17 protein-coding genes are annotated in these 19,219 nt (G+C 68.8%); 7 read left to right on the forward strand and 10 right to left on the reverse strand.

Annotated elements, in window-relative coordinates; genetic code table 11:
- Window positions 1–9: 9 nt before the first annotated feature.
- From ACAM26_RS08965 to ACAM26_RS08990, 6 genes are all read right to left on the reverse strand, one after another.
- On the reverse strand, window positions 10–2,082 hold the full coding sequence (locus tag ACAM26_RS08965; protein ID WP_369613466.1) for a sulfatase: 2,073 nt from the start codon (window positions 2,080–2,082) through the stop codon (window positions 10–12).
- Window positions 2,079–2,984, reverse strand: a complete 906-nt coding sequence (locus ACAM26_RS08970) for a glycosyltransferase family A protein (protein WP_123142511.1) — start codon at window positions 2,982–2,984, stop codon at window positions 2,079–2,081. The genes ACAM26_RS08965 and ACAM26_RS08970 overlap by 4 nt, the downstream gene beginning before the upstream one ends.
- Window positions 2,968–3,924, reverse strand: a complete 957-nt coding sequence (locus tag ACAM26_RS08975) for a sulfotransferase (protein ID WP_369613467.1) — start codon at window positions 3,922–3,924, stop codon at window positions 2,968–2,970. Before ACAM26_RS08975 ends, ACAM26_RS08970 begins: the two co-directional genes overlap by 17 nt.
- Window positions 3,908–4,924, reverse strand: a complete 1,017-nt coding sequence (locus ACAM26_RS08980) for a glycosyltransferase family 2 protein (RefSeq protein WP_369613468.1) — start codon at window positions 4,922–4,924, stop codon at window positions 3,908–3,910. The genes ACAM26_RS08975 and ACAM26_RS08980 overlap by 17 nt, the downstream gene beginning before the upstream one ends.
- 81 nt (window positions 4,925–5,005) lie before the next feature.
- Entirely contained in the window at window positions 5,006–5,884 is an 879-nt protein-coding gene (locus tag ACAM26_RS08985) for a putative capsular polysaccharide synthesis family protein (protein WP_165913495.1), read from the reverse strand.
- Between the two features lie 39 nt (window positions 5,885–5,923).
- Window positions 5,924–7,138 carry a TIGR04063 family PEP-CTERM/XrtA system glycosyltransferase gene (locus ACAM26_RS08990; protein WP_369613469.1) on the reverse strand — a complete coding sequence of 405 codons (1,215 nt, stop codon included), beginning with the start codon at window positions 7,136–7,138 and terminating at the stop codon, window positions 5,924–5,926.
- Between the two features lie 534 nt (window positions 7,139–7,672).
- Here ACAM26_RS08990 and ACAM26_RS08995 point away from each other — a divergent pair.
- The 5 genes from ACAM26_RS08995 to ACAM26_RS09015 all read left to right on the forward strand — a co-directional run bounded on the left by ACAM26_RS08995 (window position 7,673) and on the right by ACAM26_RS09015 (window position 12,159).
- The gene (locus tag ACAM26_RS08995) at window positions 7,673–7,987 is read left to right on the forward strand and encodes a hypothetical protein (protein WP_123140340.1); all 315 of its coding nucleotides are present in this window, start codon (window positions 7,673–7,675) and stop codon (window positions 7,985–7,987) included.
- A gap of 101 nt (window positions 7,988–8,088) precedes the next feature.
- The gene (locus ACAM26_RS09000) at window positions 8,089–8,355 is read left to right on the forward strand and encodes an HPr-rel-A system PqqD family peptide chaperone (protein WP_165913496.1); all 267 of its coding nucleotides are present in this window, start codon (window positions 8,089–8,091) and stop codon (window positions 8,353–8,355) included.
- Window positions 8,356–8,357: 2 nt separating this feature from the next.
- Complete coding sequence (locus tag ACAM26_RS09005; RefSeq protein WP_223806085.1) at window positions 8,358–9,269, forward strand: HprK-related kinase A; 912 nt, start codon at window positions 8,358–8,360, stop codon at window positions 9,267–9,269.
- 8 nt (window positions 9,270–9,277) lie between these two features.
- A complete protein-coding gene (locus ACAM26_RS09010) occupies window positions 9,278–10,405 on the forward strand; it encodes a nucleotidyltransferase family protein (protein ID WP_223806083.1) in 1,128 nt (375 codons plus the stop codon).
- Window positions 10,406–10,770: 365 nt separating this feature from the next.
- Window positions 10,771–12,159, forward strand: a complete 1,389-nt coding sequence (locus ACAM26_RS09015) for a TIGR03013 family XrtA/PEP-CTERM system glycosyltransferase (RefSeq protein ID WP_123142506.1) — start codon at window positions 10,771–10,773, stop codon at window positions 12,157–12,159.
- 36 nt (window positions 12,160–12,195) lie between these two features.
- On the opposite strand, the gene ACAM26_RS09020 is transcribed toward ACAM26_RS09015, so the two are convergent.
- The 3 genes from ACAM26_RS09020 to ACAM26_RS09030 all read right to left on the reverse strand — a co-directional run bounded on the left by ACAM26_RS09020 (window position 12,196) and on the right by ACAM26_RS09030 (window position 15,777).
- Window positions 12,196–13,137 carry an HDOD domain-containing protein gene (locus tag ACAM26_RS09020; protein ID WP_223806973.1) on the reverse strand — a complete coding sequence of 314 codons (942 nt, stop codon included), beginning with the start codon at window positions 13,135–13,137 and terminating at the stop codon, window positions 12,196–12,198.
- Window positions 13,127–14,479 (reverse strand): sigma-54-dependent Fis family transcriptional regulator, encoded by a 1,353-nt coding sequence (locus ACAM26_RS09025; protein ID WP_123142504.1) that lies wholly within the window; start codon window positions 14,477–14,479, stop codon window positions 13,127–13,129. The genes ACAM26_RS09020 and ACAM26_RS09025 overlap by 11 nt, the downstream gene beginning before the upstream one ends.
- Before the next feature lie 404 nt (window positions 14,480–14,883).
- Entirely contained in the window at window positions 14,884–15,777 is an 894-nt protein-coding gene (locus tag ACAM26_RS09030; protein WP_369613470.1) for a serine protease, read from the reverse strand.
- A 244-nt stretch (window positions 15,778–16,021) separates the two neighbouring features.
- Here ACAM26_RS09030 and ACAM26_RS09035 point away from each other — a divergent pair, with 244 nt between their 5' ends.
- Complete coding sequence (locus tag ACAM26_RS09035; RefSeq protein ID WP_190288051.1) at window positions 16,022–16,759, forward strand: PEP-CTERM/exosortase system-associated acyltransferase; 738 nt, start codon at window positions 16,022–16,024, stop codon at window positions 16,757–16,759.
- Window positions 16,760–16,773: 14 nt separating this feature from the next.
- On the opposite strand, the gene ACAM26_RS09040 is transcribed toward ACAM26_RS09035, so the two are convergent.
- Window positions 16,774–17,310, reverse strand: a complete 537-nt coding sequence (locus ACAM26_RS09040; protein WP_132229873.1) for a hypothetical protein — start codon at window positions 17,308–17,310, stop codon at window positions 16,774–16,776.
- A 263-nt stretch (window positions 17,311–17,573) separates the two neighbouring features.
- Between ACAM26_RS09040 and ACAM26_RS09045 the strand changes: the two genes are divergently transcribed.
- Window positions 17,574–19,190 carry an FAD-binding oxidoreductase gene (locus ACAM26_RS09045; protein WP_369613471.1) on the forward strand — a complete coding sequence of 539 codons (1,617 nt, stop codon included), beginning with the start codon at window positions 17,574–17,576 and terminating at the stop codon, window positions 19,188–19,190.
- Window positions 19,191–19,219: the final 29 nt, after the last annotated feature.

Below are 19,219 nucleotides of genomic sequence, written 5' to 3' on the forward strand. Positions count from 1 at the left end.
GCGCGACGCTCAGTGCAGCCAGGGCTGGAGCCTCGCCCTGAGGCGCGCGACCACCTCGGGGTGCGCGGCGGCCCGGTCGTGGCGACAGTCGGGGTCGCGCTCGAGGTCGAACAGCTGCCAGATCGCGCCCGCGACGAGTGGCTGATAGGTCAGCTTCCAGCGCCCCTCGCGCACCATCCGGTCCTTGGCGCGGACCACCAGATCGGCGTACTCGGGGCGGATGGCGAGGGTGCCGCTGCGGTGATCGGGCACGTCGAGCAGACCCAGCAGGTCGGGGTAGCGCAGATGGCCCTCGGGCATCCCCGGCAGGTCGGTCAGCCAGATCCCGCTCTCGGTATAGGCGGTGAGCGCGGGTGCGGGCGCGCCGCCGAGACAGGCGGCGAGCGAGACCCCGTCCATCGCCGGCGGCGGGCGCAGCCCGCAGCGCTCGAGCAGGGTGGGGGCGAGGTCGACGCTGCGCACGATCCCCTCGATGCGGTGTCCGCCGCGCTCGAGCGGGTCGCGCACGATCAGCGGGATGCGCGCGCTGTGATCGCTCAGCACGCTGTTGCCCTGGCCCCAGGTGTCGTGCTCGAAGAACTCCATGCCGTGGTCGCTGTAGATCGCCACCAGGGTGCGATCGGCGAGTCCGCAGTGTTCGAGGTGTTCGAGGATGGCGCCGACCTCGTCGTCGAAGCGCTTCACGCAGCCGTCGTAGAGCCTGAGGATCTGGTCGAGGTCGAACTCGCGTCTCGGCTCGCCCTGGCGGCGGATGATCTCGAAGGGGTCGGTGAGGCGCGCCATCGCGAACTTCGACGGCCCGCTGTAGCCGGGCTCGGCATAGCGGGCGTAGTAGGGATGCTCGCAGGCGAAGGGTGGGTGGGTGGTGGAGAAGAAGGCATTGAGCAGGAAGGGGCGCTCGTCCTCGGCCAGCCGGCTGAGCCGGGCGCGCACCTCGGCGCCGAGCGCGCTGGTCGAGGGTACCCCGCCGAGATAATAGACCTCGGGCAACAGCCGCTTGCCGAGCCGGTTGTGGAGAAACAGCGAGAGGAAGAGTCGCAGGTCCTTGGGGCCCTGGCGCAGCAGATAGCGCAGGTTCCAGGAGTCGTCGGGCAGGTCGAGCCGGTCGAAGCCGAAGTCGAACTTGCCGAGATCGGCGCCGCACCAGTCGCTGATCGCCTCGCTGCGATAGCCTGCCGCGCCGAGCAGCCGGGGCAGGCTCGGCACCCGCAGCCGGGTGGCGGCGTCGGCGACGAAGTTGTCGCGGATCCCGTGGGTCTGTGGCCAGGTGCCGGTGAGCAGCGAGATCAGGCTCGGTGCGGTCCGTCCGCAGGGCACGTAGCAGTGCGCGAACTGGGTGCCGGCGGCGGCGAGCGCGTCGATGTTGGGGGTCAGACCCCGCGGGTGCCCGGCGCAGCCGAGCCAGTCGGCGCGCAGGGTGTCGCAGCCGATCAACAGCAGGTTGGGGCGCTCGCGGCTGCCGGCGCGCCCCTGGCGCGCCGGGGCGCGTGGCCGCTGGCTGGCGAGCGCGGCGAGACCGAGCAGCAGCGCCAGGGTGGCGAGCAGCAGCAGGCTCCCGGCCCGGTCGCCGGTGCGCGCCGGGGCCAGCGCCCCGAGCAGCATCGGCACCAGCCCGGCGACGAGCAGTCCCTGCTCGATGCGCCGCAGTCGCGCCGGGCTGAGCCGCGCCCACAACGGATAGAAGCGGCTGATGCGATAGTGCGAGGAGGCGACGATCAGCCCGGGGTTGTGCAGCAGGGCGTGGACGAAGCGCCACAGGGTGGCGCCGGCGATCGCCAGGGCGGCGGCGAGTGCCACCCCGGCCATGGTCGTCTGGTGACCGAGCAGGGTGGCGACCCCCTGCCACCACAGCGCCCCGGCCAGCGCCCAGTAGCCGGCGACCAGCAGCGCCCAGACGGCCAGCCGCGCCAGTGCCCAGACGGCGTAGCCGCGGAAGCGGCGCACCACCTCGTCGGGCAGCATGGGACCGGCGGTGGTGTAGTCGCGGACCGACTTGAGGGTGAGCGCCAGGGTGAAGGCCAGCGCCGCGAGCAGGGCGCCGCCGTGGACGGTCGCGGCGAGCTGCGCGAGCGTCGGGGTCAAAGCGTCCGTCCCGCACCCATCGCGGCGAGCAGCCCGAGCAGCATCCGGCCCCGGCTCAGCGGCGCCAGCGCCAGCCCCTCGGCGAGGTGCAGCATGGCGCGGCCGCGTTGGCCTGCGCGGTACTCCCACTTGGCGAAGTCGGCGAGCACGCTGGCATAGCCCGCGCGCCACAGCCGACCGCGCGCCGCTCGCGGGAGCAGGTGGCGGTTCTTGCGCATCACCCGTAGCGCGGCCGCGCGCATCACCGCGAGGTTGCGGCTCATGCTCCCGGGGTGCTTGACCACCAGGGTGAGGGGCTCGTCGATGCAGGCATAGCCGCTGACCGCGGCCAGGCGCATCCACATGTCGATGTCCTCGAGGCTGCGCAGGCTCTCGTCGAAGCCGCCGACCCGGGCGAACAGGTCGCGCCTGACCATCACCCCAGAGCCGCTGCCGGGGACGGCGCCGTTGCGCAGGAACAGGGTCTCGAGCAGGGTGCCCGCGTCGTCGGGGCAGTCCCAGTGGTTGAGCAGCCTGCCCGCCGGGTCCTCGACCCGGGTGCGGGTGGAGCAGAAGCCGAGCGCGGGGTCGGACTCGAGCCGCGCGAGCTGGCGGGCGAGCTTGTCGGGGTGCCAGCGGTCGTCGGCATCGAGAAAGGCGACGAAGGTGCCCCGAGCCTCGGCGATGCCGCGGTTGCGGGCGTTCGACAGGCCGCCGTTGGGCTGGCGGATCACCCGGATGCGCTCGCCGAATCCGGCGAGCAGCTCGGCGGTGGCGTCGCGACTGCCGTCGTCGACCACCACCACCTCGACCCCCGCGAGGGTCTGGGCGAGCACGCTCTCGACCGCGCCGACGATGTGCGCGGCGGCGTCGTAGGCCGGGATCACCGCGCTCACCCGCGGGGTCTCAGGCGTCGCAGTCATAGCCGAGCTCCTCCATCAGCGGGCGGATGCGCGGCAGGATGCGCGCGATCGCCTCGGGGTTGCGGGTGCGCCACTTGGCCCGCTGGGGCGGGCCGGAGACGATGCTGGTGGGACGCTGGTCGAGGGCGCGGCAGTGCGCGCGCAGCGGTTCGTCGAAGGGGATGCCGAGTCGCGCGAAGACCTCGGCGAAGACCGCTTCCGGTCGTGCCACCAGGTCCTCGTAACGGATCTGGATCCATTGCTCGGCAGGGATCTCGGCGGCGGCGTCGAGCGCCATGCGGTTGGCGCTGAGCCACTGGTAGGCGCAGACCTCCTCGAGGCTGGCGTGGTTGTAGTCGCGCCAGCCCGGGGGCAGGAAGAAGTGCCACTGGGTGAACTCGCCGTCGTTGATCGCCACCGGCTCGGGGGATGGGCCGAAGAACTGGTCGAGCCCGAAGCCCCCATCGGTGCGGCCCTGGCGCCAGCCATCGATCATCGAGCTGATGTTGTCGCGCCCGTCGCGATGGATGAAGACGAAGCGCGCCTCGGGAAAGAGTGCGTGGAGATAGGGCAGGCGCAGGGTGTTGATGCAGGTCTTGTCGAGCACCCAGCCGCCTCCCAGGTGCTGGTAGAAGAAGCGCAGCGCGGCGTCGCGGTGTTCGGGGCGGGCGTCGGCACGGTCCGCCGCCTCCGAGGCCCAGCCGTTGTTGAGCGGCCCATGACATCCGTTCCACAGTCGCGGCACCTCGTAGCCGAGGCTCAGCAGCTGCGGCGCGGCGGCCAGGGTCTCGTAGGTCACGGTGGTACCGGAGCGCGAGCAGCCGACCAGGAACACCGGGTCGGGCACCCGGGGCCGGGTCAGGTCCCACCAGCGTCCGCGCACGCCGAGGCGCAGTGCGCGCCAGTTCTTGGCGCGGATCTCGGGGTCGCGCAGCTTGGCGAGCTTAGCGAGTGGGCGCATCCGGGTCGCTCCCTGACGGTGATTCCGGGTGGGGATCACGCACCTGCTGGCTGAACCCCTTGATCTCGCCGAGCGCGGCGGCGAGCCGGGTGAGATAGAAGCGTCGCGCCGGCCAGTCGAGGGCGAACAGGGCGCGCAGCCCGTAGCCGACGACCTTGCGCAGCATGTAGCGCGGCGGCCAGCGGTGCGGGTGCTCGCTCGGCGCGATGCGCAGGGTCGAGGCGGAGCGCTCGTAGGCCTTGCGCAGCACATAGCCGAGGGTCATGCGGTCGGCCTCGACATAGTGGTACTGACACATCCCGGGGACATAGTGCAGTGGCGCGCCGCTGGCCACGGCGCGCTTGACCCACTCGATGTCCTCGGCGCCGCCGAGGTTGTGACCGTGCGGTCCGAGTTCGAGGCGGAAGGGACCGATGCGCGCGAACAGCCCCTGACGGATGGCGAGATTGCCGCCGCCCGGGGTGGCACTGCCGGGGACCACCGGATGGGGCTCGGCGCCGAGGTCGAAGCGCGGCACCGGCAGCGGATAGATGCGGTAGGGCCCCTGGTCGTGGACCCAGGCCGGTTCGCTGCCGTCCCAGTCGGGGAGGATGCGGCCACAGAAGAGCTCGGCCTCGGGCTGGGTGCGGGCGGCCTCGACCAGGGCGAGCAGATAGCCGGGGTCGAGTCGGTGATCGTCGTCGACGAAGGCGATCAGCGGGGCGCGTGCCTGTGGCAGGGCGAGGTTGAGCGCGTGGCTCTTGCCCGGGACCGGATCGACGATCCAGCGCAGCGGCAGCCGCGCGGTGTCGGTCGCGGCGGCGCGCTCGGCGAGCAGTCTGGGGGTGTCGTCGCTGCAGGCGTTGGCGACCACGAAGACGCCGAGCGGACAGTCCGCCGGGCGCGTCGCCGCCTCCAGCGAGTCGAGCGCGCGCGCCAGCAGCCGGGCGCGCTGATGGGTGCAGATCAGCACCTCGAGCACCGGCCGTGACGGGTAGTGTCGGCTCTGCTGGGCGTTCACCTGGAGCGTCGCGCCTGGGGGTTGCGATGACGGCATTGTGCCCGTCCCGGGTGACGGCGGGATTGCCGTGTGCGGTCGCGCTCAGTCATCGCCGCCCCACTTGTGTCTGAGTCGGGCGATCTCGGCCTCGCCGTAGAAGTGGCGGGCGAAGGCGGTGTCGTAGAGTCGGTCGAGATAGTCCGCCGGCAGCCGGACATTGGCGATGAAGTCCTTGTACATCGAGTATGCCGGATCCTCCTCGGTGACATGGGTCTGCTCGAGCCCGGGGATGTCGACCCCGAGGAACTCGGCGAAGGCCGGGGCATAGCAGTCGTTGAGACGCTCGACCTTGATCAGCAACAGCTCGATGCCCGGTGCGCGGACGATCTGGTAGCCCTGCCCGGCGGGGAAGGGATGGGCGTAGACATCGATGCCGAAGGTGTCGCGGATCTCCTCGTCGAACCAGCGCACCGGCTCCTCGTGCGGGAAGCGTTCGAGGAAGGTGGCGAGGATCTCGGCGTCGTCGAGTTCGCCGCGGGCGTGGCGGGCGAAGAAGTCGGGGATGAACTCCTCGATGCTGAGGAAGTAGACCGAGAGGTTGCGCGCCACCGGCTCGCGAAAGACGGTGACCAGGTGCCAGGGGCGGTGGCGGGGACCGTGACGCTGCAGCTCTTCGCCGACGCGGCGGGCGACGCGCACGTTCAGCGGCATGCGCCGATCCGCCACCCCGGCGAAACGGTCGAGACGCTTGCGGATGTTGGCCGGGTTGAGCCAGTGGGTGTGGAACACCGGCATCGTCAGTCCGGCGGCGCGCAGGGTGTTGACCGTGGTCATCGAGCCGGCGCGGCCCATCTGATGGACCAGCAGCGCCGGCTCCTGTGTGGCCAGGTGTGCCTCGAGCGCGGCGATGCTGCGCTGGTTCTTGTGGCGGGTGTGCCAGGTGTAGAGGCGTTGGCGCGCCTGCTCCAGAGTCAGTTTCATCATCTCTCCCGAAAGGTCGCCGTCGGCCGCGCGCCGCGATCAGGCCTGGCGGCCGAGTGCCTGGGCATAGGCCGGTCCGTAGTGGGCGATGCTGGCGCGCCAGTTGCGCGTCTGCTCGACGAAGTCTCGGCCCGCCGCACGCATCGCCGGCCATCGTTCGCGTGTCTCGAGCGTCTCCGTGACCACGGTGGCGAGCGCTGCGACGTCACCGGCGCGGAACAGTCGGCCGGTCTCGCCGTCGCGGATCAGCTCGCGGTGTCCGCCGACGTCCGAGGCGACGAACAGCCGTCCCTGGGCCATCGCTTCGAGCGGCTTGAGCGGGGTGACCAGCTCGGTGAGACGGATCGAGTGACGGGGGTAGACCAGCAGGTCGATCAGGTCGTAGTAGCGCTGCACCTCCTGGTGCGGCACCCGTCCGGTGAAGCGGACCGCCGCGGTGAGGCCGAGGCGCTCGGCGTGCGCGCGCAGCGCCGCCTCCTGGGGGCCGCCGCCGACCAGCAGCAGCCGCAGCCCCGGGCGCTGTCGCAACAGTTGTGGCAGCGCCTCGAGCAGCAGGTCGAGCCCCTCGTAGGCGTAGAAGGAGCCGACGAAGCCGAGTACCTCGGTGGCGTCCGCGAGGCCGAGCTGGTGCGCCAGCGCCGGGTCCGGCGCGACGCTCGGGCGGAAGTGTTCGATGTCGACGGCGTTGGGGATCACGGTGACCCGCTGCGCCGGGATGCCGCGGGCGATGATGTCGTTGCGCAACCCCTCGCAGATGGTGAAGACGTGCGCGGCGCGGCGCAGCGCACGGGTCTCGAGCGTGCGGGTGGCGCGATAGCGCAGGCTGCCGGCGCTGGTGGTGCCGTGATCGACCGCGGCGTCCTCCCAGAAGGCACGTACCTCGTAGACCACCGGGATGCCGAGCCGGCGCCCGACGCGGAGCGCGGGCAGGGCGTCGAGCACCGGCGAGTGAGCGTGCAGCAGATCGGGTTCGACACGTTGCGCGAGATCGAGCAGCCGCCGCTCGGTGGCGCGCATCTCCAGCCAGGGGCCGAGCGCGGGGTGACGGGCGAGCGTCCCCCGGGGTGGTGCGGTGCGGTGGAACTCGAACCCGTCGCTGTGCTCGCTGCCGGCCTGTTGATTGCCGTGTCGCGGTCCGGTGAGGTGGATGGTCTCCCAGCCGAGCCGGCGCTGCTCGCGCAGGATGTTGGCGGTCCTGAAGGTGTAGCCGGAGTGGAGCGGCAGCGAGTGGTCGAGGACGTGGAGGATGCGCATCGTTGGGGGCTCAGGGGGCTCAATCCGGCAGGTGGCGCGCATGCGAGGCCTCGGCCCCGTGGGTTGGGCTGTACAACGGCATGCTCCTGTGACGGGCTGGATGGGCCGAAAGCTACGGAATGTGTGGGGTTCGCGTCAAGTCGGCCGGCGTGCCTCAGATGGATATCTTACTGTGCTGGGCGTTTACGCGGATCGGGGTGTCGGTTTTTTTTACAGTTCGGGTTCGGTGCGTGTGCGCAGGGGTGGCGATACGGTATGATGATTCGAACAGTCCCCATTCAGGTGCGGTGTCCCGTCGGGTGTGTCGGCAGGTGGCGTGAAAATTGCCGCTTGTACCTGGCGCCGCCCGTCGCCAAGAAAGAATGCTGTAACCGTTCACCGTTTAAATGTGCGAGACGCATGTCGTTGAGTCCATGGCAGTGGATCCTGTCGCGCGATCCAGCGCAGGGCTTGATGCGCTGGGGGCGGTGCTTCATCAAGGTCGCAGGGGCTTGCGCCCGCCTCGAAACCAGGCCAACACGCTGAGACATCATCATGACTACCCCGAATTCGTCCGACGCCGAACATGGCCAGAACCCTCAGACAGCACGACGGCGACTGCTCAAGCAGGCCGCCATCGCCGCGCCGGCGATCCTGACCCTGCGCAGTGGCGCGGCGCTCGCCCAGACCAGTGGCTGTCTCGACGTCATCGAGCGCAACGTCAAGCGCGAACTCAATCCCGGCGAGGCCTGCGACGGCTTCCTCACCGACGAGACCAATAATGGCGTGACCACCACCCAGTGCAACGGCAACATCGTCACCGCCTCGTCGGCGACCTCGCTGGGGCCGGATGCGCCGCTTTGCGAGTAGCGCCGCTCCCGTGCTCGCCGAGCCTTGCCCGCATGCGCCTTGCCCGGCGGCGGTGAGCGATGACCGTGCCGTCGTCGACAGCCGTTCAACGGCGCTGGCGCTTGAGCAGCGCCCCCCTGCTCGAGGTCGAGTGGGACGGTGAGCGGTTGCTCTATCATGGCGCCTCGGGCGAGACCCACTTTCTCAACGCCACCGGCGCGCGGGTGGTCGAACGGTTGCGCGAGGGCGATGCCGATCTCGACGAGCTGCTCGCGGCGCTCGACCCCGAGTCCCTGGGAATCGCCCCCGAACTGTTGCGCGATCAGCTCGATGCGCTGCTCACGCGTCTCGACGAACTGGGGATCGTGATCGGGACGACGACGGCGTGAGGATCGGTGATCTCAGCGACGGCGAGCTCGCTCGCCAGGTGCGTGCTCGCCCCGGACTCGACGTGCGCATCGGCCCCTTCCTGGTGAACCTGCGCCTCGGTCTGTGCGAGCCGCTGCCGCTGCTGCAGCGGATGTGGCACGACTATCCCCTGGAGCCGTCTGCCGGGATACGCGACTTCCACGTCAGCCTCGATCACAACGGCTGGCTGCGGCGCTGGTGGCGCCCGCAGGCGCGTTTCACCGTCGATGGCCGCTCTCCCTTCCAGCCGCTCGCAGCAGCGCACCATTTCCCGATGCTGGAGTGGGGCCTGAACTGGTGCGTGGCCCGTCGTGGCCACCATCTGTTGATGCTCCATGCCGCAGTGCTCGAACGCGGTGGACGTGCACTGATCCTGCCCGGTGCTCCGGGCGCGGGGAAGTCGACGCTGTGCACCGCGCTGGCCCATCGTGGCTGGCGGCTGCTCTCCGACGAGTTCGCGCTGGTGTGTCCTCAATACGGGCGCCTGCTGCCGCTGCCGCGTCCGATCCCGCTGAAGAATGCCTCGATCGGGGTGATCCGAGACTTCGCGCCGGAGGCCGAGATCGGCCCCGCGTTCACCGGCACGCGCAAGGGCACTGTGGCGCATGTGCGTCCCCCCAGCGCGGCGGTCGCGCGCATGGACGAGCCGGCGACCCCAGGTTGGCTGGTGTTCCCGCGTTGGCAGGCCGGGTCGGACACCCAACTCGAGCCGTTGAGTAGGAGCGATGCCTTCCTGCTGGTGGCGAGCAACGCCTTCAACTACGAATTGCTTGGCGAGACCGGTTTCATCACCGCGGCACGTCTGGTCGAGCGCTGCGGTTGCCATACCCTGAGCTACTCCAATCTCGACGAGGCGATCGTCAGGCTCGGCGCGCTGGCGGAGGGTGCGGCATGAGTCGGCGCATGGCCGAATCACGCCGTGCCGCGGCATTGCTGGTGGCGGCGCTGAGAGCACCGGAGCGGTTGCCGACACTGGCCGATGAGGACTGGGACCTGTTGCTGCGCATCGCCCGACACGCACGCCTGCTCGGGCGGCTCGATGCCGATCTCGGCACGCTCGGTCTGCACGCGCGGGTGCCAGAGCGAGTGTGTCATCACCTGGAGTCGGCGCGTCAACAGGTCGCCTATCGGCAGCGGTTGCTGACCTGGGAGGTCGATCGTGTGCTGCGCGCGCTCGAGGGCCTCGATGTCCAGGTGGTGGCGCTCAAGGGGGTGGCCTATGTCCTCACCGGGGTGCCGGCGGCACGTGGTCGGATGTTCGCCGATGTCGATCTGCTGGTTCCGATGGCGGCGCTCGAGCCGCTCGAGCAGCGCCTGCATGCGCGTGGCTGGCTGTCGCTCGGTCATTCGGAGTATGACGAGCGTTACTATCGCGACTGGATGCACGAGATCCCGCCGCTGCGCCATGCCGAGCGCGACAACGAGATCGATATCCACCACCGCCTGCTGCCCCGGACCAGCCGCTTCCATTTTGATCCGGCGCCACTGTTCACCGCCAGTCAGGCACTCGATGGGCACGGGGCGCTGCGGGTGCTGGGCGCGCCCGACATGGTGCTGCACGCGGTAGTGCACCTGTTCCTGGAGGGGGATGCGCGCGAGGGCCTGAGGTTGCGCGACCTGGTCGATGTCTGGGACCTGATCCGTCACTTCGAGGCCCGCACGGGGTTCTGGGACGCGCTGCTTGATCGTGCCGAGCAGCTCGGGCTGCAGCGTCCGCTGTTCCATGCGCTGCGTCAGGCGCAATCGCTGTTCGCTCTCGAGCCGCCGGCGCACTGTCGCGCCAGGCTCGCCGGGTGGGGACCGGTGGCGCCGGTGCGGTGGCTCATGGACCGTCTGGTGCCGTTGGCGCTCTTTCCCGATCATGCCGGGCGGGCGCCGCTCCGGGTGAGGCTGGCGCGACTGGCGCTCTATGTCCGCGCGCACTGGCTGCGGATGCCTTCCGGGTTGCTGCTGCGCCATCTCGGCTACAAGGGTTGGCTGCGGGTGCGCGGGTGGCTGATGACAGGTCGGGAGGAGGCGGCACGCCGTTGATCGGGGCGCTTTCGGGGTTGGTGTAGCATACACGCTTCGATGTGTCTGGCCTTGTCGGATGGAGGTGCGTCGATCCCTCATCGGCCAATACCGACATGATGCGAGATGGGCGGTTTCTGAACATGCTTTTCGTTAGTCTCTTGTGATTTTTGTGGGCGTGTCCGATGTGCCTTCGATCATGTTTCGACTGCCGTCTCTCGATGGTTGGTGGCCACGTTTCGGGGGGCGTTGGCGGTGCCTGCGCATCAGCCGGTCGCCGGCACGAGTCGCGCGTTGTGATCAACAGTGCCCGGACATGTTTTTTCGTCCGTCGCGGGGCAGCCTTCGTCTGTCGCTCCGTGCGATGCTAGCCAGGAATCCAGCTCATGCGTTCGGTTCGTATCTTTCGTCATTACATGCGCCTGCCCCTGCTGATCCTGGCCGGGGTCGAGGGGCTGATGTTCGTCGCCTGTTTCCATGCCAGCTTCCATCTGCGTTGGTGGTCGATCGGTGCCGAGGTACCGGCCTCGACCTCGGGGGTGATGGCCTACTCGGTGGTGCTGGCGGTCGTCTTCGTGCTCTCGATGGGCGCCATGGGGCTCTACGAGGCCAGCCTCCGCGAGGGCTGGTGGGGCTCGCTGCTGCGCATCGTGCTGGCGTTGCTGCTCGGCGCCGTGGCGCTGGCGGCGATCTCCTTCAGCTTCCCGCACATCGAGCTGTGGCGCAGCATCCTGGCGCTGACCGTGGTGCTCTCGATCATCGTCGTGAGCGGTCTGCGGTTGCTCTCCTATGTCATCAAGCCGGGCATCTTCAAGCGTCGTGTGCTGGTGCTTGGTGCCGGACCGCTCGCCGAGGCGGTGATGGTCGCCAATCCACGTGGGCTCGATATCGTCGGGCTGGTGCCCCTGCAGGCCGATGTGGACGAGCGCGACTTGCCGAAGCGCATCCCCTATGACCGGCCGCTGCTGCGCATCGTCACCGAGACCCAGGCCGATGAGCTGGTGGTGGCGGTCAAGGACCGGCGCGGCAAGCTGCCGATCGAGGAGCTGCTCGACTGTCGCATGGCGGGGATCCAGGTGCTCGAGCCGCAGGGCTTTTTCGAGCGTGAGATGGGGGTGGTCAAGCTCGATCTGCTGACCCCGAGCTGGCTGATGCTCTCCGATGGCTTCCAGCACGGGGCGATGACGATGCTGCTCAAGCGGCTGTTCGACGTGCTGGTCTCGGTGGTCTTCCTGGTGCTGCTGTGGCCGGTGATGCTGGTGACCGCGCTGGCGATCGCCGCCGAGAGCCGCTTCCGCCACCCGGTGTTCTATCGTCAGACCCGGATCGGCGAGAACGGCATGCCCTTCGACGTGGTCAAGTTCCGCAGCATGCGGGTCGACGCCGAGGCCGATGGGCGGGCGCGCTGGGCGACCAAGAACGACTCGCGCATCACCCGTGTCGGGCGCTTCATCCGCAAGACCCGGATCGACGAGCTGCCGCAGATCTTCAACGTCCTCAAGGGTGAGATGAGTTTCGTCGGTCCGCGCCCCGAGCGCCCCGAGTTCGTCGCCACCCTGGCGAGCAAGTACGACTATTACGCCGCGCGTCACCGCGTCAAGCCGGGGCTGACCGGCTGGGCCCAGCTCTGCTACCCCTACGGCAGCTCCGAGGAGGATGCGCTGCGCAAGCTCGAGTACGACCTTTATTACGTCAAGAACTACAGCATCTTCCTCGACCTGTTGATCCTGATCGAGACGGTCGAGGTGGTGGTGTTCGGCAAGGGGGCCGTCTAGCGGCGAGCCGCCGCGGGCATCGCTCCAGGGCCGCCGTCAGTCGTCGTTGTCCTCTTCCTCGCAGTCGGCGAGCGCGCTCAGGGCGTGCTCGCAGGCGTGCTCGCCGAGCCCGAGGCGTTCGAGCAGGCCGGCCTGGGTCTCGGGATCGCTGGGGCGGGCGCCGAGTCCGTCGCCGCGCCCTTCCAGCAATTGATCGGCCAGACAGGTGAGCAGCACCAGCGACTGGTGCTCGCCGCTGTAGGCGGGGTTGTGGTGCTGGCGCTGCACCGTCTGCAGTGCCTCGGGCATCTCCCAGGCCTCGAACAGCCAGCCGCCGAGTTGGGTGTGTTCGACGCCGATGGCGAAGCGCTCGAGGGTCGGCAGCGCCAGCCCGGGGTTGGATTGGATGAAGCGTCCGAGCAGCTGGAAGTGTTCGGGGAGCAGGTGTCCGAGCAGCAGATAACCGATGTTCTGGGTGACCCCGGCGAGCTCGATCAGGCCGCTGGCCGGGCGTATCTCGGCGGGTTGCTCGCGCGCGAGCGCTTGCATCAGGGTGGCGCACTGCATGCCGTGACGCCAGATGCGGTCGCGACTGAGTGGTCCGGTGTTGGGGGTCTTGAGCGGGCTGAGCGCTGCCAGCCCGAGCGCGAGGCTGAACGAGAGGTTGAAGCCGAGTGCGCGCACGATGGCGTCGCGCACGGTGCTGACCGGGCTGCGCGGGGCATAGTAGGGGGAGTTGGCCCAGCGCAGCAGCTGTGCCGAGAGCATCGGGTCGAGTCCGACCGCCTCGGCCAGCATCAATGCATTGGCGTCGGGGTCGGCGCGCAGCTCGAGCAGCCGGCGGGTGATCTCGGGCAGGGGCGGGAGCGCCTCGCTCGAACGAATGCGGTCGCGGATGTCGCCCGGTGCGGCCAGGGTCTGTCCGGCGCCGGTGGCCGACTCCAGGTTCCAGCGCAGGGTCTGGATCTCGTCGGCGGTCCTGGAACGCTCAACTGCCACTGTGTGTTCGTTCATCGGTTGTATTGAGCCGGTAGCGCTTGAGTTTGCGATAGAGCGTGCGCTCGCTGATCGACATGCTGGCCGCGACCTCCTTGCGGCTGCCGCGATGACGCTGCAGCAGTTGCAGGATGTACTTGGCCTCGACGGCCTCGACCGGCGAGAGCGTGGTCATGCTGGGGTGCTCATGCAAGAGCTCTGCCGCCTCGCTGGTGGGAATCGTCGGCGATGCCGGTTGCTCGGCCGTGACCGGCAGGCGGATGGCCTCGGCGTCGATCACGCCGTCTGCGCTGAGCACGGTGGCCAGGTGCAGCAGGTTGCGCAGCTCGCGGATGTTGCCCGGGAACTGGTAGAGCAGGAGCTTGCGCAGCGCATCCTTGGTGATCCGGTAAGGGTGGCCCGACTGCGCCGAGATCTCCTGTAGCAGGTGCTCGGTGAGTTCGGGGATGTCGGCGCGCCGTCCGCGCAGCGGCGGAATCGCCAGCGGCAGGACGGCGAGACGATAGTAGAGGTCCTGGCGGAAGTGCCCCTGCTGGACCATGGCGAGGAGGTCGCGATGGGTGGCGCTGACCACGCGCACATTGGCCTGGCGGATCTTGGTCGAGCCGACCTGTCTGAACATGCCGCTCTCGAGCGCGCGCAGCAGCTTGGGCTGTTGCGAGAGCGGCAGCTCGCCGATCTCATCGAGGAACAGTGTCCCGGCGTCGGCCAGTTCGAGCAGGCCGGTTTTGTTGCCGACGGCGCCGGTGAAGGCCCCCTTGACGTGGCCGAACAGCTCGCTCTCGAACAGGTCCTCGCTGAGCACCGTGCAATCGACCACCACGAAGGGGCCGTTGGCGCGGGTGGAGTGCTGGTGAAGGAACTCGGCGGCCAGCTCCTTGCCCGAGCCGGTCTCGCCCTGGAGCAGCACGGAGACATCGGTGGCGGCGGCGCGCTTGAGTTCCTGGACGAGGCCACGCATCTGCTCCGAGCGACCGATCATCCGTCCGGGCTGGCGCTGCCCCTGGAACAGGTGCAGTGATTCGCCGAGAAAGATCTGCCCCTGGCCGTCGACGATGGGGAAGCCCTGGATCTGGGCGAAGTGGACCTCGCCCCGGCCATCGGCCAGGGCGCGGGTCTCGACATAGGGTTCCAGGTCACGGAAGAAGCGGCGATGACGGCAGCCGTCCTCGGCGGCGTTCGCATCCAGTCGACAGCAGGGGCTGCCGATCAATTCGCTGGTGTCGTATCCCAGGGTGGTCTCGAGCGATGCATTGACACTGCGGATGCGCGCGTCGGCATCGATGACCACGAAGGGGTTTCTCTGGGCGAGCAGCAGGCTCGAGAAGTACGGTGTCCGCGACATGGGGGGCTAGGCTGTGTCCTGACGTCCTCCACTCCCGGCGCCGTCGGGGCTCCGCCGTGCGCGTGATCGTGAGAGTGGCCATTGTGGTATTGAGCCGCCCCGGGACGCACGAGCGTCCAGGCCGACCGGTATCCGTCGAGCAGCGTGGGGCGGGCGCCCTGAACGGCGCAGCCACGACGCGCGGCGGCTCGGGTGTCGCGGTTGGCCAGCGTGGGCGGGTACCAAGGCAGTGTAGCAGTGCCCGCGCGGGCCTCTCAAAGACAGCGCATACCATCGCCTCCCCCCGCCGTTGTCGATGCTGTGGCCTGGAACGCTCGAGGTCAAGCGCATGACCATGGCGGTTATGGGCAGGCGGTGTCGCCCGCTGTCTGCCAGATCTGGCAGTGGCCAGACCCGCTCCGGGGTCATCGCCAGCACTCGACCCGTGCGATGAATGCGTGGGTGTACTCGAGCATGTCGTCCGGCGGTGTCGATGGCGCCGTTTCCTCGATGCCGATGCCGTGCCGCTCGAGGAACGGCAGGGTGACGGTGTTGGGGATGGAGACCCCGATGTTGCGCACCACGCGTCCGGTGTGCTCGTAGACCGCCGGGGTGTCGACCGCGGCGAAGACCACGCCGACCACTCGACCATCGTCGGCGAGGACCGGGCCGCCGCTGTTGCCGGGGCGGATGTCGGCATTGAGGGTGAGGGTGCGCGGTGGGGTGGTGATCAGCCGGGTGGGGGCGATGGTGCCGATGGTCAGCAGCGGGCGCAGTGGCGGCAGTCCCTGGTTGGGATAGCCGACGATTGCCACCGTCTCGGGCAGTGGGGCATCGAGCGGCATGAAGGGGGCGGCGCGTTCCGGGCGATAGTCGGTGGCGAGCAGCGCCAGATCGGCGCGGCTGTCCACCGCGATGGGGCGGGCCGGCGCCATCTCGCCGTGATCGCGCGAGACGGTGATGGTGGTGCAGTTGTTGACCACGTGGGCGTTGGTGAGCAGGTGTCCGGCTGGATCGACGAAGAAGCCGGCGCCGATGCGCTCGAGGCGCCTGCCGAGTACCCGGGGGTTGCTGTTGACCTCGAGCGAGTCGCGTACATAGCTGCGCCGCCGCTCACGGATGGCCGCCGCCTCGGCATCGCTCACCGCGCGACCCTGACAGTCCTCCTGACGGGTACGGACCACCATCTCGCGTTGTGCGTCGTAGCAGTTGACCAGGGTGGCGCCCACCACGGTGCGGGTGGGCAGGATGCCTGTCAGCAGCAGGAGCACGACGGGCAGGGTGATGAGCGCCGGTCGCGCGCAGGGGAGGGCGTGCATGCTTGGAGTTCCTGTTCGGTCGGGCCATATGGTCGGGAGGAGAGGCCGGTGTCAGCGCTGCCGGTCTGCTTCGCGGTCTGCGTTGCGTGTTCCTCGGAGTGATCTGGATCCTACAATCGGTCATGATAAGCATGACCCCGTCATCGTCGAGAGGTGGCTCGCTGGCGCCATGTGGCAGCCTGGACGGTTGCGGGGCCCGACGATTAAGGACGCAAACCCGTTTCTGCCAGGGAGACCCCTTTCCATGTCGAAGGTCGATCTCGTTACACCGTACAAGGAATACTTCAAGATCATCGCGGCGACAACGGACGAGTTGCGCGACCGGGTGTTCGCGCTGCGCTATGAGGTGTACTGCAAGGAACTCGGCTGGGAGGATGCCGCAGCCTTTCCGGACCAGCGTGAAACCGACGCCTTCGATGATGATGCCGTGCACTGTCTGCTGTTCCATCGCCGCTCGGGGCGCGATGCCGGCACCGTCCGCCTGGTTCGCTCCCGCCCCGAGGATCCCGAGCCTAGGTTGCCGCTGATCGAGCACTATGATCGCAGTCTGTTCCGCACCGAGCACAATCCGCTGACCATGCCCAAGGGCTGTTTCGGCGAGATCTCCAGGCTGGCCCTGCACGAGCAGTTCAGGCGTCGCCCGGGGGAGCAGTCGACGCCCGAGGGACATGGCACCGAACTCTTCCAGTGGAGCCAGGATGATCGCCGCCGGTTCCCGCACATGGCGCTGGGGCTGTATCTGGCGGCGGCGACCATCGGTCTGTCCGAGGGCATGGAGGGCGTCTACGCGATGATGGAGCCACGGCTGGCGCGTCATCTGCACTTCGGCGGCATCTATTTCGAGCAGGTCGGCGAGGCGATCGAGTTTCGCGGCGCGCGCGCGCCCTTCTACATCTCGCGCCAGATGCTGTTCGAGCGTCTCACGCCGCCGCTGCAGGCATTGCTCGATGCCATCGCCGAGGATCTCGACGTGGCGCTGTGAGGTTCGCGGCATGCTCACAGCGTCTTGCTGCCGGCGCGGCCGAAGGCTGGGTTGTGATCGAGCTGCGGGATGTAGCGGCTCTGTGTGAAGGCGTGTCGACTGCAGTCCTCCACCCGTCCGATCATCGGCACCACATGATCGCCGATCTCGGGGATCCACAGCGGTTCATGGATCGGCCTGAAACCGATGCGTCGATACAGTGGGGTCAGCTTCGGGGTCGAGTTGAGGATGACGTGGGTTGCGCCCCAGTGCTGGAAGCAGTGGGTCGCGGCCCGGAAGAGTGCGCGCAGGATGTTGTAGCGTCGGCGCCAGGGGCTGCGGATCACCAGCATGCTGCCCGATGCGGCAAGACAACGACCGCCCGGTTGCTGCTCATGCATACGCAGCTCGGCGATGGCGGGACGGAAGTCGAAGTGGGTCTCGGGGGGGAGTCCGTGGCCGGTCTCGAGGTTGACGCGGATGGCCGCCACCGGTTGCGCGCGATCATAGGCGAGGATGTGGCGCACCCCCCCGAGCCGGTCGAAGCGATCGGTGAGTTTCGCCGCGGGCAACGGGACTCCGCCGTAGCGCCCTTCCTCGACGATGTACACTTGGTGTCTGAGCCAGAAGGCGTCCTCGATTTGATCTGGCGTCCTAGCGATCAGTATCTTAATCGTCATCGTCGATGATAGAGCTGTGCTTTTTGGGCTGGTCGCGTCCGCTGCGGTCCATGGTTGAGCCATGCTAACGGATTCGTGCACTGGGTCACATTCTTTTCACACGAGCGGTTGCATCGGCGGGAGGATTACACGCAATGGAGGCACGAAGGATGTGCATGAGCGACGCTGCCGACCTGAACTCGGCGCTGGAACTCTGGAAGGAGCAGCTCGGAGCGCAGCGTGTTCTGGTCGGCGAGGCGGCCGAACGCAGGTACGGAGGCGACACCACCGGAACGCAGCGTCGGATCGCCGCTGCGCTGCTGGTCGAGGACGCCGGCCAGGTTGCCCCCCTGGTGAGCGTTGCCGCCTGCCACGGGCTCTCCCTGTATCCGATCAGCACGGGCAGGAACTGGGGGTATGGCGGCGCTCTGCCAGTTCGCGATGACTGCGTGATCGTCGATCTCGGCGCGCTGCGCCGGATTCTCGACTTCGATCCCGAGCTCGGCGTGGTCACCCTCGAGCCCGGGGTGACCCAGGCGCAGCTCGCCGAGTTTCTCGACCAGGGCGAGCACCCCTTCCTGGTGCCGGTGACCGGTGCCGGTCCACACTGCAGCCTGATCGGCAATGCGCTGGAACGTGGCTACGGCATCACCCCGCATATCGATCATTTCGGCGCGCTGACCGACCTCGAGGCGGTGCTCGCCGATGGCTCGATCTATCGCTCGATGCTCAGCGAGGCCGGTGGCGAGGGCCTCGCCCGGTTGTTTCGCTGGGGCATCGGTCCCTATACCAACGGGCTCTTCACCCAGAGCGGCTTTGGCATCGTCACCCGTGCCAGCATCGCGCTGGCGCGCCGCCCCGAACGGGTCGGCATCTTTCTCTTCAGCCTCAGGAACGAGGCGGCGCTCGAGTCGGCCATCATCCGCGTGCGCGATATCCTGCAGCGTCTACCCGGGGTGGTCGGCGGGGTGAACCTGATGAATCGTCGCCGCGTGCTCGCCATGGCCGCGCCCTATCCGCAGTCGCGTCTCGACCGGCACGGGCTGATCCCCCAGGCGGTGATCGACGAACTCGGCGCCCAGTATCAGGTGCTGCCCTGGACCGGCTTCGGCACCCTCTACGGCTCGGCGGCGGTGATGGCCGCGGCGCGCCGCGAGATCCGTCGCGCGCTCTCTGGGGTCGGCGTGCGGCTGATCTTCCTCAGCCCGGAGCGCGCCGCGCAGCTTGCCCGGTTCGCACGCTGGCTGCCCGGCCGTATCGGTCGTGGTCTGGCCAGTACCGCCATGACCCTCGCCAGCTCGCTCGAACTGGTGGCCGGTCGTCCCAACCAGACGGCGCTGCCGCTGTGCTACTGGCGCAACCCGGCGGCGATGGGCGAGGGGATGCTCGATCCGGCGCGCGATGGTTGTGGTCTGCGCTGGTACTCGCCGCTGGTGCCGATGCGCCCGCGTCAGGTGCGCGAATATGTCGACATGGTCGAGCGCATCGGGTTGGAGCACGGCATCGAGCCCCTGATCACCCTCACCAGCCTCAACGACCGGGTGTTCGACAGCACGGTGCCGCTGATCTTCGCCCGTGACGAGAGCGGTGCCGGCCAGCGCGCCGCGCGCGCGTGTCATCGCGCGCTGGTGGCGGCCGGACGCGAGATCGGTTGTTTTCCCTATCGCGTGGGGGTCGATGGCATGGGCGAGCTCGACAGCCTGCTCGATCACTCCAGGGACTTCGGGCGGCGGCTGCGCCAGGCCCTCGATCCCGACGGGGTGATCGCGCCTGGTCGTTACGAGGGGGGCTGATGCCGCACCTCGGGACGGACCCCTTCACC

The sequence above is a fragment of the Marichromatium sp. PS1 genome, assembly GCF_041155115.1.
Lineage (GTDB): Bacteria > Pseudomonadota > Gammaproteobacteria > Chromatiales > Chromatiaceae > Marichromatium > Marichromatium gracile.

Bases quoted from the DNA above. Each gene is read 5' to 3' on its own strand.
- ACAM26_RS08970 (WP_123142511.1), bottom strand. From the start codon at position 2,984: ATGACTGCGACGCCTGAGACCCCGCGGGTGAGCGCGGTGATCCCGGCC.
- ACAM26_RS08975 (WP_369613467.1), bottom strand. From the start codon at position 3,924: ATGCGCCCACTCGCTAAGCTCGCCAAGCTGCGCGACCCCGAGATCCGC.
- ACAM26_RS08985 (WP_165913495.1), bottom strand. From the start codon at position 5,884: ATGAAACTGACTCTGGAGCAGGCGCGCCAACGCCTCTACACCTGGCAC.
- ACAM26_RS08990 (WP_369613469.1), bottom strand. From the start codon at position 7,138: ATGCGCATCCTCCACGTCCTCGACCACTCGCTGCCGCTCCACTCCGGC.
- ACAM26_RS08995 (WP_123140340.1), top strand. From the start codon at position 7,673: ATGACTACCCCGAATTCGTCCGACGCCGAACATGGCCAGAACCCTCAG.
- ACAM26_RS09010 (WP_223806083.1), top strand. From the start codon at position 9,278: ATGGCCGAATCACGCCGTGCCGCGGCATTGCTGGTGGCGGCGCTGAGA.
- ACAM26_RS09015 (WP_123142506.1), top strand. From the start codon at position 10,771: ATGCGTTCGGTTCGTATCTTTCGTCATTACATGCGCCTGCCCCTGCTG.
- ACAM26_RS09025 (WP_123142504.1), bottom strand. From the start codon at position 14,479: ATGTCGCGGACACCGTACTTCTCGAGCCTGCTGCTCGCCCAGAGAAAC.
- ACAM26_RS09030 (WP_369613470.1), bottom strand. From the start codon at position 15,777: ATGCACGCCCTCCCCTGCGCGCGACCGGCGCTCATCACCCTGCCCGTC.
- ACAM26_RS09035 (WP_190288051.1), top strand. From the start codon at position 16,022: ATGTCGAAGGTCGATCTCGTTACACCGTACAAGGAATACTTCAAGATC.
- ACAM26_RS09045 (WP_369613471.1), top strand. From the start codon at position 17,574: ATGAGCGACGCTGCCGACCTGAACTCGGCGCTGGAACTCTGGAAGGAG.